9 protein-coding genes are annotated in these 13,310 nt (G+C 61.4%); 7 read left to right on the top strand and 2 right to left on the bottom strand.

What is annotated here, in order from left to right:
• Positions 1 to 34: 34 nt before the first annotated feature.
• The 3 genes from C7H84_RS28390 (at position 35) to C7H84_RS28380 (ending at position 4,700) form a co-directional block, all read left to right on the top strand.
• Complete coding sequence (locus tag C7H84_RS28390) at positions 35 to 1,159, top strand: MBL fold metallo-hydrolase (protein WP_121861901.1); 1,125 nt, start codon at positions 35 to 37, stop codon at positions 1,157 to 1,159.
• A gap of 1,818 nt (positions 1,160 to 2,977) precedes the next feature.
• Positions 2,978 to 3,673 carry a ParA family protein gene (locus tag C7H84_RS28385; RefSeq protein WP_098553043.1) on the top strand — a complete coding sequence of 232 codons (696 nt, stop codon included), beginning with the start codon at positions 2,978 to 2,980 and terminating at the stop codon, positions 3,671 to 3,673.
• A complete protein-coding gene (locus C7H84_RS28380; protein ID WP_121861900.1) occupies positions 3,666 to 4,700 on the top strand; it encodes a ParB/RepB/Spo0J family partition protein in 1,035 nt (344 codons plus the stop codon). The genes C7H84_RS28385 and C7H84_RS28380 overlap by 8 nt, the downstream gene beginning before the upstream one ends.
• 93 nt (positions 4,701 to 4,793) lie before the next feature.
• Here the strand turns inward: C7H84_RS28380 and C7H84_RS28375 are convergent, their stop codons facing one another.
• Complete coding sequence (locus C7H84_RS28375; protein WP_121861899.1) at positions 4,794 to 6,110, bottom strand: replication initiation protein; 1,317 nt, start codon at positions 6,108 to 6,110, stop codon at positions 4,794 to 4,796.
• Between the two features lie 2,576 nt (positions 6,111 to 8,686).
• Between C7H84_RS28375 and C7H84_RS28370 the strand changes: the two genes are divergently transcribed.
• Entirely contained in the window at positions 8,687 to 8,995 is a 309-nt protein-coding gene (locus C7H84_RS28370; RefSeq protein WP_121861898.1) for a DUF4148 domain-containing protein, read from the top strand.
• A 364-nt stretch (positions 8,996 to 9,359) separates the two neighbouring features.
• Here C7H84_RS28370 and gcvA read toward each other — a convergent pair whose 3' ends face one another.
• On the bottom strand, positions 9,360 to 10,262 hold the full coding sequence (gene gcvA / locus C7H84_RS28365) for a transcriptional regulator GcvA (protein WP_121861897.1): 903 nt from the start codon (positions 10,260 to 10,262) through the stop codon (positions 9,360 to 9,362).
• 140 nt (positions 10,263 to 10,402) lie between these two features.
• On the opposite strand from gcvA, the gene C7H84_RS28360 reads away from it, so the two are divergent.
• From C7H84_RS28360 to C7H84_RS28350, 3 genes are all read left to right on the top strand, one after another.
• Positions 10,403 to 11,692, top strand: coding sequence for an adenylosuccinate synthase (locus C7H84_RS28360; RefSeq protein WP_121861896.1), 1,290 nt, complete (start codon positions 10,403 to 10,405; stop codon positions 11,690 to 11,692).
• Between the two features lie 236 nt (positions 11,693 to 11,928).
• Positions 11,929 to 12,870, top strand: a complete 942-nt coding sequence (locus C7H84_RS28355; protein WP_121861945.1) for a LysR family transcriptional regulator — start codon at positions 11,929 to 11,931, stop codon at positions 12,868 to 12,870.
• Between the two features lie 185 nt (positions 12,871 to 13,055).
• Positions 13,056 to 13,211, top strand: coding sequence for a hypothetical protein (locus C7H84_RS28350; RefSeq protein WP_240462117.1), 156 nt, complete (start codon positions 13,056 to 13,058; stop codon positions 13,209 to 13,211).
• Positions 13,212 to 13,310 lie beyond the last annotated feature (99 nt).

Below are 13,310 nucleotides of genomic sequence, written 5' to 3'. Positions count from 1 at the left end.
TGTTTAGTGTACTTTTATTTCCGGACAGATCGACATGCCCTCGCCTCTCGTTTTCCTCCATCGCGTATTGGGTTTCGCTGCCGCCAGACGTGGCCGCACGCTGTCCGGCGAGTCGCCGCAGCACAACGGCGAACGCTTCAGCAATGTCGCGCCACGACCGGTCGAAGGTTTCGGCAAGACGCTCGGCATCGCATGGAACATGCTGGTCAACAAGCCGCGCCACACCGTTCCGAGTGGGGCGCTTCCCGTCGATTCACTGACCCGCGAACAACTCGACGCGGCGCCCGACCGCAGCCTGTTTCGGCTCGGGCATTCGACGCTGCTATTGAAACTGCGCGGTGGGTTCTGGCTGACCGATCCTGTCTTTGCCGAACGTGCATCGCCGTTCCGGCGCATCGGGCCGAAGCGCTTTCATGCGCCCCCGATCGCGCTCGAGGATCTCCCGCCGTTGCACGGCGTGATTCTGTCGCACGATCACTACGACCACCTCGACCGGGAGACGGTGCGCGCGCTTGCAGCAACGACAGGCGTGTTCGTCACGACGCTCGGTGTCGGCGACCGCCTGATCGAATGGGGTATCGACGCGAAGAAGGTGCGCCAGCTCGACTGGTGGCAGAGCATCGATGTCGACGGTCTGACGCTGACCGCGACACCCGCGCAACATTTCTCTGGGCGCAGCCTGTTTGACGGGAACAGCACGCTGTGGGCGTCGTGGGTCATTGTCGACGACGATCTGCGCGTGTTCTTCAGCGGCGACACCGGGTACTTCGACGGCTTCCGGACAATCGGCGAACGTCTTGGCCCATTTGATGTGACGCTGATCGAAACGGGGGCATACGATCCTCAATGGCCCTACGTCCATATGCAACCGGAAGAAACCGTGCAGGCGCACATCCACCTGCGCGGTCACACACTGGTGCCGATTCACAATGGCACCTTCGATCTCGCGATGCATCGGTGGCAAGAACCGTTCGAGCGCGTCACCGCGTTGGCGATGGTATGTGGCGTCGAGCTGTCGACGCCCAGGATGGGCGAACGACTCGATCTGAATGAGCCGCATCGCGGGGAGCGGTGGTGGCGAACGGTTGATCAACCGGTAAAAGTACCTGCTACGAAGACGCGCTGGTGGTCGCTTTGCGCGTCGCAGGCGACGAAGTAGGTTCGCAGGGACAGCGGTTTTCCGGCCGGAACGCCGCGAAGCGGTGCGGTGGCTGTTCGGCTCGGCACGAGGCTTGATTGGTCGACTCTTCGGTTGACGATCGTCAACGACGATCGGCCGGCCCGGAAACGCAAACCGCAGGCGTCGGCCGAGACGGACCTTCTTGGCTTGACCGCGGCCATGCGCTGCGCGTCAGCTCATCGATGCAGATTCTGCGGGATTACCGATTCGCCTCATCCGCGACAGTCGTTGCCCCCGCCACCGGCGGCATCCGAGAACGCTGACAGAATTCATTTCTGCTCGATACGCCTCTCGAGTTCCGCAACCGCATGGGCCGCCAGTCCCCGGTTCAGCTTCTCCAAAGATCCGTTAGGTCGCGATTCTGCATCGCCCATCCAGCGCGTTGTCACGTGACAACCGGCGCGCCTAATATTGATTGCACGTGTCGGCGACCTATTCGGCGGGAATCCAAGCCGGTAAGTGGTTGATCGGGCCGCTGATTGTTGCGGGGCCAGGATCATATCAATTACTACATAACACGTATCAGGCGTTACGATTTCGGGCCTATTGTCGGTGCCGCTCGAGCAACCCTGGCTTTGGATTCATGCGCCCCCATTTTGCATGTCGATCAGCCGTATTTCGCGTGAAACAACATGAAGTAAACGGCGCAACCCATTGCCAGACAACGGTTTACGCGAGGTCGCGATTTTTGGGAAATGTTTCACGACCCCGTCTAATCGCATCACTTCGTCCCATCAAGTATGCCAATTCGTCGCGGAAAGCTATCGCTTAATAGGATGCCGATGCCGATGCCGATGCCATTAAATCATTCAATCACTGACGCCACAAAACCCCTCTCCTACCCCGCTGACGCAGCACGAACGCCCCCGCTTTAATTGGGGTCATATCATTCGCTAGCGGACCAGTGCACATGATGCGCCGGGTGGCCTGAGTCGTTAGCGTACGCCGATTCAGTTCGCGGCCAACTTCCATGCTTTGGCTCATGCGCCCAATTCGCCTCGACGGTGTCGCACCGCAGTCGATCGAGCCGTCCAGCACGAGGCCGCAGCCGTTGTCACGTGACAACCACACAACCCGCGCGGTATGTCCGGCAGTGACGTGGCTCAACGAATCAGGACTGTCCGCATATCTCACCGGCCTCTGCACACACGCCCCTTCCATAGTGCCACTGATGATGCGGTGGAAGCTCATCCCGCGCCGAACTTAGGTGCGTTGTCACGTGACAACCGAGGGGGATTGCCGATCACGGCGAAGCCGGAGCCGGAGCCAGAAGCGGAAGCAAAGGCAAAGGCAAAGGCAAGGCAAAGGCAGAGGCAGAGGCAGCTGTCATCTCCAAACGCCATAGCGCCAGGAAGAATAGAAAAATCGGCCGAAACCGTGATCGGCACATCGGACTCGTCCGTTCACTATCGCCGCGCACTGTCGCCTCTTCCTCTGAGGGGCCACAAAACGCTTGTCACGTGACAACCGCAAATTCCGGCGCCGTTCACACAAGCGCGCGGTAGGAAACGACATCGTTATTTTCGGACGATGACAAGCCAAGCCGGACTCGGCGGTGCGGATTTTTGCCCGTTCTCAGAACGGACTATAAGTAATCGCCCACAAAAGTATTTGACCGATTGAAGGCTTTTCCATTTTTGTTCTCGCCTCACTTAAACCCCAAGCAGCCACCGCGCCATTCGGCCAACTTGTCACGTAACAACCACATCCTTCAGAAAATCCATCTCTGTATCTAACTCTTTCTGGACTTTCCAACAATAACTGCATATATTACGCAAAACTCCGTGGAGAAATTTTATGGCTTTCAAGATCGCCGTTAGTAATCAAAAAGGTGGTACTGGAAAGACGACCATCTCCGTCAATATCGCGGCCGCCTTCGAGGCCGGCGGCAACAAGGTCGCTTTGATCGATGCCGACCCTCAAGGCACGTCCGTCCGTTGGGTCACGAGCGGGGAAAATACGCTCCCGATGACGGTTCTCTCACTGGCCCCTGCCGGTCGCGGTATCGGCGGCGAGATCAAGAAGCAGGATGCGAACTTTGATGTGATCGTCGTCGACTGCCCGGGCAACCTCGAGGACCCGCGCATCGCCTCCGTGCTCGAAGTGGCCGATTTCTGCCTCGTGCCGCTGTCACCATCCCCAGCCGACCTGTACAGCACGGTCGCGATGATTCGCATGATCGAGTCAATGCGTTCCGTTCGTAACCCGAATTTGTCTTCCGCATTAATGCTGAATAGCGTCAATGGAAAAACTAAAATGCGTGAAGAAATTTTAAAAATTCTAAGGGCTGAAGAAATAGGGGAGCATCTGCTCGACAGTCAGATCGCGCAGCGTGAGGTCTATCGGCAGACGTTCGCGCTCGGCACCACGATTCATCATCACAACCGATACCTGAAGGGGCTGAAGGAAGCCCGCGCGGAAATCGAGAGACTGGTCACCGAAATGGCCCAATACATCGCGTCGACGCGCGCTACCGGAGCCGCACATGGCTAAGGACACCTCAAAAGACAAGAAGCCGACCGGCAATCTGCATCTCGCAGCCGGCCTGCTGCGCGGACTCGCGCAGGAAAACGCGGCGCTGGAAACACGCTTGCCCGAGCCCACGCCGGCCGCGAACCCGGCTATCGAAGCCGCACCGGCCGTCGTCGCTCCGACCGCGGCCGCGCCCGGCGACGCGCTCGATCTCGGCGCGCCACAGAAAGTCGCGGTCAAGGACTGCATCCCGAACCCGTTCAACCCGCGCGTGTTCTATTCGGAGTCGAGCCTGCACGAGCTCGCGCTGACGCTGAAGCGTGAAGGGCAGATCGAACCGATCAAGGTCACACGCCTCCCCGAATTTCCCGGCAAGCTCGTCGTGATCGACGGGCAACGCCGATTGCGTGCGACGAGCATCAACGGCGACGAAACGATCAACGCGACGTTCCGCACGGACCACACGCCCGAGCAGCTCTATACGATCGCGTATCGCGCCAATCACGACCACGAACGCCAGACGATCTTCGACGATGCCGTTGCGTGGAAGCGTCTGCTCGACGAAAAGGTCTTCCCCGACCAGAACACGCTCGCAGAGAAGATCGGCAAGGACAAGGCGTCGATCAGCAAGACGCTGTCGCTGAACGCACTGCCGAACACGCTGCTGGAACGGATGGCCAGCGCGAACGACGTGGTCGGCCTGCAGGCGGCGTACTTCCTGAAGCTGATTTTCGAGCGTCTGGGCGAACCGGCTGCCGACCGGCTGCTTACGGCAGTGATCGACCGGAAAAAATCGGTGCGCGACCTCGAGAATTTCCTGCGCGCGCAGAGCGACGGCAACAAGAAGTCGGGGCGCACGCGCTACAGCGTTCGTCACGATTTCGCGCTCGAATCGCGCGCGATCGGTCAATTGAAGACCTATCCGGACGGACGCCTCGATCTGCAACTGAAGGGTGTCGATGCATCCCACCAGGAAGCGCTCGCCGACCGGCTCAAGACCGTGATAGACGCGTACGTCGCGGAACTCGCGGGCGCAGCGCAAAAGTAAGCGAGCAAAGCAAAGGCCTCGCACCTGCATGGCATCGTGCAACCGGATGAGCTCCGGTGCACGGCGCATGCGAGGCTGCGAGGCCTTGGTCAGTCAGTTCGTCGCGAGGCTGCTCTTCAGCAGGAATTCCAGCAAGTCGTCCGAGGTCGGTTCGCCCCAGGTGTCGAGCGCGAGCCATCGGAAGAAGCTGGTTTGCGCAAGCTTGCTCGCCTTCTTCTTCGGCGACAGCGTGAGATCCTTCGAGCCGGCCACCGTCTCGTTGTACCGCTCGATCAGCTTGGTCTGGTCGTCGATCTCCAACTCGCGGAAATACGCACCGGCTTCGTCGACCTTCGCGGCCAGGTATTTGTCGCGAATCTGTTCCTGCTTGCTCTGCGCGGATTCCTTGGCCGGCGCGGCCGCTTCGGTACCCTGACCATCTGCAAGCGTATAGCCGTGCGTCAGCGCCTTGCGAAAATATGCGGCTACGTTATCGACCGGCGCCGCATTCTTCTTCGTAGTGCGATTGAGCGTATAGGCGATCGCCGCCTTGATACGCTGCACGCCGTACTGCGTGATCAACCGGCGCGCTTCCGAACGCGGGATGCCGAACTTGGCCACCTCGTCGACGAGCGCTTCGTTCTTGACGTCGCCTTCCTCGACCGTATCCGCGCTCTGCTTGCGCGTCACCTTGAACTGCACGGCTTCCACGCTGCGACCTGATTTATGTTCGATCAGCTCGAGCGTATGGTCGGAAACTTCGTTCACCTCCTGAATGCACGGCACCAGGACCTTGCTCTTGAAGAGCTTGTACTCCTTGTACGACTGCGATGCCTTGTCCTGACCGAGAATGAGATCGCGGAATTTCGGCAGCGGAATCTTCGCCGTGATGCCGATCCCCTCGTAGCGCACGGTGTTTTCCCACAGGGCGAGCGAGTGCGAGCGCCGGAACTCGCGGGCGATTCGCATATCGATGAGCGCGTAGATCTCCGGATTGAGGAGCTCGCTGCGAATCTGGTCGGAGAAGCTGTACTTCAGCACCGATTGCTCGAGCTCGGCGCCGGCGAGCAGGCCCGACGCCTTCCACACCGTCGAGCGGTCCGCGGCCAGGTAGTCCCAGTTGACGACGGTACTGATCAGCGAGTTGACCGTGTCCTTCACATACTTCGTGTTGTTGCTGTTCAACCCGCTCTCGTGCGACAGCGCGGCGAGCGAAATCGAGAAACTCGTCCGGCCTGGCTCGAACGCTTCCTGGCGAAGGGCGTTCTTGATCAGCGAGCTGAACATCTTGCGCTGCTGCAGACCGATCTTTCCGGACTTCGGTGCGATATGAATTGCCTGGACCGCCTTGCGCAGCAGATCGGGAGGCTCGGGCGTCTGAAATAGCGAAACCTGCTTGTCGGAGCCTTTGATTGCGGGCTTGCGCGGCATCGTGATGTCCGGAGAAGGTGACCGTGGTGATGGCGGACTTTATACCTTTTCGGGCCATCGAGCAACGGCTCTTTCTACAGTATCACTTTCAGTTTCATCTGCAAGTATCTGTATATGAATGGAAAACTCGTGTTTTTGCCTCCGCGAGAATTCCCATATCCATATACCTTTTAGCCAAAAACAGCTCCCAAATCCTGCTACCTGTGCGGTCCGCCGCCCTGACCCGGCACGGGACTTGCCCAACTAAAGGTACCCATTCATGGGAAACAATCGAGCGGAACATGGCGGGCGACCCGATTCGTGGTGCCCCGCAACACGATCGGATTTCTTCCCATAACACGCTACCTTAGATGCTTCCCACAGCCGGGTACCTGTGCGGATTCGCCGGGCGCCAATTTCCTCTCGGCGTCCGCGTTTGCGGCTGGAACGCCTCCCATAAACGACTACCTTCAAATTTCCCCACAGAAGGTAACCTTTCGGCTCGCCCGATCCTGTTTATGGGAGTCCGTCTGTGAAGCGGCCCCTCAAACAAGAACGGGATCGCACGAACAGCTCCCATAAGCGGCTACCTGGAGTTCGTCCCATAACCGGCAACCCGAAATAAAATGCTGTGTTTGCCAGTCCTGACGAGCCGGCGGGAAGGCCCCATAAATGGTTACCAATGGCCTCTCCCATAGATGGATACCTGACGCGTTTTTGGCTCGAAATCCCATAACAGGCTACGCGTGCCCCATATCCACAACCCCCATTTCCCACACCCCGGTACCCAATTCCCCAAATCCACAGACCTGAAACCCCATACCCTTCCGCCTGTGCTCCCATAAATGGGTACCGAACCCCTGTCAAACCCTTACCAGATAAGGCTGTGAGCCGTCTAAAAGTAGTTAAAGAAGTAAACGTGGTTTACCAAAGATGTAAACACACGTGTGCCTGTGCAGAAAAACAACCCCCATAAACCGCTACCAATGCAACCCTCCAGCGGCCCGCACGCACAGGAATCCGTGTCGTCAGCCTGTGAACCTCCGGATATTTGCCCCGCTTCTGCAAGCAGTCCAGGCCTGGTAAGGCTCTCCGTGAAGGTGAGTACCTACTCACAAGCGTGTAAACGTAGAAACTTATGGGAGGAAACCTTCGTTTTCAGTTCATAGGTTCCCGTCTATGGGACCGAAAATCCTCCGAAACGAATTCCGCCCTGTCCGGGATTACCCGGAGACTACGGTTAGCGCGGTCGGTGTGCGACTATCGCGGACGTTGGCCATTGCAGTCAGAAATCGTCAAAATCCATCGGCCGTTGGTTTTTCTGGCGCCTGTGCCCACGCTTCCGCGGATAAGTTTTCGTCGCTCAGGGAGTGGTCGGTTCGCCACTTTCCGGCGAGTGACCAGTGCACCGACGAGATTGCCCGGTGTCGCTCCGCTCATCCGGCCTCACAGTTTTCTACCTTTGGGCCGTACCGAAATCGGTACCGTTTCTTGATCAGCGGACGGGGTTACCTGAGGAATTCCTTTCCTGTGTCGCACAGGCTCACGACAGCGACCGCAGCCAATTCAATCATGGCGATCGCACCTTCCCCCGAACGTGAGGTCATCGCAATCTGCGAAGCTCACCCTCATCGAATCCCTCCTGGATCCCGAACCTTCTCACCATCGAAAGTCGTCGGCTCCTGTAAAAGCTCACCGACAAGCCGGACCACGAATTCGCAGCCCCGTCACAGGTTGCGTTCGCGTCGGGAGCCACCCCCGATCGAAATGCTGTGAGCACGCGGCACAGCGCCGGACAGGCCTGCGTTGCCGACACACAGGCTGAAGACTCTCCGCGACGTCGACGAACCTGTCCCACGCACGCATACGTCGCTACCCACGCTGGCGTGATACCCACTTCCAAACGTGGACGCACACTGATCGGTTCGTTCATGCCGGGTGGCGCCGTCACCGCAAGCAGGTGTCACCTCCCATGAGTGGCAACGAAAGGTGCCGAACAGGTAACCATGCATGCCGCGACCGGGTACCCGATGGCTCGCGCGGCCTTGTATCGACGGGTAGAGGATCGAGCTTGGCACGGTACTAAATGAATCGTTGTCGTTTATGGGACAAACCGCCGTTCGCGCGGCAGCACACGACAACCCAGCGCGCAGGTTCGGGATTCCGCTGCCGATGCCGCGTATGGAACAACGATCGCGTTGCGCGAGCGGCCCATTCCAACGGAGAAACCGCCCGCACCATGCGCGTGCGGGATCCGCCGAAACGGATCTCATCCTCATCGACAATGCGCATGTATCGACAGAGCAATCCGGTTCGTCACATCGTTGCCGCGATCGCGCCGATCACGTGGTTGCCGAACACGATAGTTCGTCTCCGCGCCAGGAGTCGACGATCTGCCGGACGCGCAGCGCAGGACACCTCGCGATACAGCACATCCCATACGTGTATCCCCAAGAATGTATGCACGATGGCGCCACATTTTTCACAACACGGTTATGATGCATAGGCCCTGATCGCCATATGACGAACGACCAGGGGCAGGGGCGGTATCACGATGTATCTCCATTCCGTGACCAATCAGATAAGAGAGCTCAGCGATGCGAATCCAGATCAGAAAACTGACGCTGGCTGCTACGGCAGCCGCGTTCCTCTTCGGCTCGGCAGCTCCGGTGTTCGCGCAGACCGACGCAAGCGCACCGGCTGCACAGGATGCGAAGGCCGCGAAAAGTGAAGCGCGCAAGGCAGCACGGGCAAAACACAAAGCCGAACGCAAGGCAGCGCGCGCGAAGAACAACGCCGAACTGAAGAAACTCGAAGACGCCGGCTACAAGCCGGCGGCCAACGATCCGAACTATCCGCAGAATCTGCAGAACGCTGAGAAGAAGGCAGCCGGCGCAAGCCAGTAAGCGTTCCCCACCGCGACAAACCCCGGCTCAGGCCGGGGTTTGTCGTTTGTGCTGCGCAAACGCGATGCGTGTCCGGGCACACCTCAGGTATCGTTTCCGATCATATCGATTCGGTATCCTGTCTTTTATGGCGTGGAGAAAACCGCATCGCGGATTTCTCGGCGGTGACGATTTCCAAAACGCCAGGTCTTCGCCGGTGCTGACGATCATGAATCGGCGCGACGAGCGGCCCGTCAAGTAAAACAGGAATCCTACGTAATACAGGGACGCGCCGGACGTATCGAAAAGCGTTCATACCCGAACGATACGGGCCGGCGCCACGCTGCCCGAAATCCGCCCGGCCAACCGGCCGTCGCGGACGCCCTCAACGTCGCACGTCCGCCGCCGCGTTCCCCGTCGCTTTCAGCCAGTCCTTGAATGCCCGCACGGCTTCGTCCTCCGCGCGCGCGACTGGCACATAGGTGAAATAGCGCCACGGCGGCAGTGCCGGTTCGCTGAATGGTTGAACGAGCCGGCCTTCGGCAATGTCGTCCGCGACGAGCGCAATCGGCCCCATCGCGACGCCGAGGCCGTCGAGCGCGCCTTGCAGCGTCAGGTAGAAATGCTCGAGCGTGAGCGAGTGCCGCGGCACCAGGTTCGCATGTCCGGCCGCCGCGAGCCATTCGGGCCACATGCCGGGGTAGGTCGCCGCGTGCAGCAGCGTGAAGCCGGCGAGGTCGGCCGGCGTACGCAGTGGCCGGCCGTCGAGCAGCTTCGGCGCGCAGACGGGCAGCCGGACCTCGCACAGGAATTCCTCGGCAACATACCCGTCGATCGCCTGCGGGCCGCCGCGGACGATCAGGTCGACTTTGTCGCGCAGTTTCTCGATCGGCTCGTTCGATGTCGAGAGCCGCACCTCGATGGCCGGATGGGCGACCTGGAACGACGACAGCTTCGGCACGAGCCAGCGCAGCGAAAACGTCGCGGGCGCGCTCACGCGCAGCACGCGCTGCTGGCCCTGGCCGAAATGCTGCGCGGTGGCCAGCGCGATCCGGTCGAACGACGCGCCGACCTCGGCGAGGTACGCGCGACCGGCATCGGTCAGATCGACACGCCGGTTGTGCCGCTCGAACAGCGGCCGGCCAAGCCATGCCTCGAGTTGTTGCACATGCCGGCTGATCGCGCCATGCGTCACGCACAGCTCGTCGGCGGCAAGCGTGAAACTGCCGAGCCGGGCCGCAGCTTCGAACGCGCGCAGCGAATTCAACGGAGGGAGTCGTCGGGCCATTTGTCGTTTCGCGTGATATTTACTCACGCGAATGCTCAGATTTAATCGTTTGATCGGGTGATCTTGCTCCGCCAATATGGCACACAACCGGCCGATGCGGCCGATATATGTGTCTGGATTTCTCACATGGAGTATGGAGCATGCCGAACGTCGTGGTGGTGGGCGCCCAATGGGGCGACGAAGGGAAGGGGCGCGTCGTGGACTGGCTGGCGGCGCAGGCCGATCTCGTCGCGCGCTATAACGGCGGGCACAACGCGGGCCATACGCTGGTCGTGGGCGACAAGACGTACAAGCTTGCGCTGCTGCCGAGCGGCATCGTGCGCGGCAAGCGCGGCGTGATCGGCAACGGCGTGGCGCTCGATCCGGAGGCACTGCTGGCCGAGATCGGACGGATGGCAGAACTTGGTCTGTCGGTGACGCCCGACAATCTGTCGATCGCGGAGAACGCGACGCTGGTCCTGCCGATTCACCGCGCAATCGATGAGGCGCAGGAGCGTCTGCGCCGCGAGCCCATCGGCACCACGCTGCGCGGAATCGGGCCGGCGTACGAGGACAAGGTCGGACGCCGTGGCTTGCGGGTCGCCGATCTCGCGGAACCGGGGCGGCTTGCCGACAAACTCGACGTGCTGGTCGATCATCACAACGCGTGGTTTCGTGGCCTGGGCCTCGAGCCGTGCTCGCGCGACGCGCTGCTGGCCACGCTGCTCGACATCGCACCGAAGATCGTGCCGTTCGTGCGTCCGGTGTGGGCCGACCTCAACGACGCGACCGAACGCGGCGAGCGCATCCTGTTCGAGGGCTCGCAGGCCGTGATGCTCGACATCGATTGGGGCACCTATCCGTTCGTGACGTCGTCGGGCACCGTCGCGTCCGCCGCCGCAGCGGGCACGGGCCTCGGGGCATCGAAGCTCGGCCACGTGCTGGGCGTGACCAAGGCGTACGCGACGCGCGTCGGTGGCGGCCCGTTCCTCACCGAACTGTCCGACGCGACCGGCGAAACGCTGCGCGCGCGCGGGCAGGAATTCGGTGTCAACACCGGCCGGCCGCGCCGCTGCGGATGGCTCGACGCCGCGCAATTGCGGCAGGCCGTCCGGATCTCGGGCATCGATTCTCTCGCGCTCACCAAGCTCGACGTGCTCGACGGCTTCGAATCGATCGCGTTGTGCGTCGGCTACGAACTCGACGGTGCACGCGTCGACCATCTGCCCGCGAGCCTCGATGCGCAGTCGCGCGCGATTCCCGTGTACGAACGATTCGCCGGATGGCACGGCACCGTGAAGGGCGTGCGCGAGCGTGCGGCGCTGCCGCGTGCCGCACGGGATTTCATCGCGCGCGTCGAGGCGGTTGCGGGTGCACCCGTGTCGATGATCACGACCGGCGCCGAGCGCGACGACACGATCGTGTTGAGCAATCCGTTCGACCCGGCCTGAGCGCGATGGCGCACGCGCAATGCGTGCGCGGCCGGCCGCCGCCATGCGGCCGGCAATGGTCCGGTACGAGCCGTCCGTCGACATCGGCTGTCGTGTGAACGAAGGCTCCCACGGCGGCGCACGGCAAACTGGACACGCCTGCACCGCTGCGTTACTGTTCCGCACAATTCGCGCCAGACCGGGCCGTGCCGGGGCGGGCGCCGCTGCAAAGCGATTTCAATCCCGGGGACATGTCGATGGACACGTTACAGATGATGCGGATTTTCGTCCGGGTGGCGGAGGAGGGCAGCTTCACGAGCGCGGCCCAGCGCCTGGACATCACCACCGCGTACGCATCGCGTTCGGTCGCGCAACTCGAAACCCACCTGCGCACGCGTCTGCTCAACCGGAGCACGCGCCGCATCGCATTGACCGATGCCGGGCAGCGCTATCTCGACCGGTGCCAGCGCATTCTCGGCTATATCGACGAAGCGGAAGCCGAGGCGGCTGATGCGCAGGCGAAGCCGTCGGGACGCCTGCATGTGCACGCGACGACGAGCTTCGGCCAGGCGTACGTCGTGCCCGCGGTCGTGCGATACCGGCAGCGCTATCCGTCGGTGGCGGTCGAGCTGACGCTGTCGCAGCACGTGCCCGACATCATCGACGAAGGCTACGACGTGTCGCTGCAGTTGAGCGCGACGGAACTGCCCGATTCGGGGCTGGTGTCGCAGCGGCTCGGCGATGTGCACAGCGTGCTGTGCGCGTCGCCCGCGTACCTGCAGGAGCGCGGCACGCCGCACACCGTACGCGATCTCGAAGCGCATTCGTGCCTGCAGATCGTCACCTCTATCTTTCCGCGCGACCGCTGGCATCTCGATGGCCCCAACGGTCGCGAGACCTTCGAGCTGCCGTTGCCCGACTTCCAGGTAAACATCGCCGATGCACTCGGCGCCGCGCTGCGTGCCGGCCTCGGGATCGGCTCGTTGCCGATGTCGAGCGCGGTGCCCGCCCTCGCGAGCGGCGCCCTGGTGCGCGTATTGCCCGATTACCGGTTGCAGAAGCTGACGGCCTATACGCTGTACGCGTCGCGCCAGTACCTTGATGCGAAGATCCGGACGTTCGTCGATTTCCTGCGGGAATGCGTGCCCGAAATGCTGTCCGCCGACGAGGCGGCGCTCCGTGGCTCCTGCGAGTCCTGAAAGTCCTGAACGAAGACGGAGAATGTGTGCCGGGTCGAATGACGCGGCGCACGTTACGTCGTCCTGAATCGACCTCCAGTTTCATCAGATACTTCGCATACCGAACTTGATGCCGATGGCTCGATGCGAATCGCGCGCAGCGCGCGTCCAAATTCTCGAAACTGTGCGGCATTCCGGAGCCGGCCGTGGCGCTCGCATTTCGCCGTGCGCGCCTTGGCATCGAACCCGTGGCGCGCGAGACGATCGCATACCAGCAGCGCATCGCGGACGTGTTCCATCAGGCGGGCATCCTGCCGAAACGCGTCGACGTCAGCCGCGCAGCGCTACCGACGCTCGTGTAACGCATTGATCTCCGCAAACGAAAACGCCACGGGCGCAAGCCCGTGGCGTTTTGCTTCACGCGCATCGCCGCATGGCAGCGGTGCGGTATCCGTGCGGTT

It is taken from the genome of Burkholderia sp. Nafp2/4-1b (assembly GCF_003635165.1).
Taxonomy (GTDB): domain Bacteria; phylum Pseudomonadota; class Gammaproteobacteria; order Burkholderiales; family Burkholderiaceae; genus Burkholderia.
Note: the sequence above shows the minus strand (reverse complement) of the source record. Positions and strands in the feature narration are given on the sequence as shown.

Excerpts from the sequence above, each read along its gene's own strand:
- C7H84_RS28390 (WP_121861901.1), top strand. The coding sequence starts at position 35 with ATGCCCTCGCCTCTCGTTTTCCTCCATCGCGTATTGGGTTTCGCTGCC.
- C7H84_RS28385 (WP_098553043.1), top strand. The coding sequence starts at position 2,978 with ATGGCTTTCAAGATCGCCGTTAGTAATCAAAAAGGTGGTACTGGAAAG.
- C7H84_RS28380 (WP_121861900.1), top strand. The coding sequence starts at position 3,666 with ATGGCTAAGGACACCTCAAAAGACAAGAAGCCGACCGGCAATCTGCAT.
- C7H84_RS28375 (WP_121861899.1), bottom strand. The coding sequence starts at position 6,110 with ATGCCGCGCAAGCCCGCAATCAAAGGCTCCGACAAGCAGGTTTCGCTA.
- C7H84_RS28370 (WP_121861898.1), top strand. The coding sequence starts at position 8,687 with ATGCGAATCCAGATCAGAAAACTGACGCTGGCTGCTACGGCAGCCGCG.
- gcvA (WP_121861897.1), bottom strand. The coding sequence starts at position 10,262 with ATGGCCCGACGACTCCCTCCGTTGAATTCGCTGCGCGCGTTCGAAGCT.
- C7H84_RS28360 (WP_121861896.1), top strand. The coding sequence starts at position 10,403 with ATGCCGAACGTCGTGGTGGTGGGCGCCCAATGGGGCGACGAAGGGAAG.
- C7H84_RS28355 (WP_121861945.1), top strand. The coding sequence starts at position 11,929 with ATGGACACGTTACAGATGATGCGGATTTTCGTCCGGGTGGCGGAGGAG.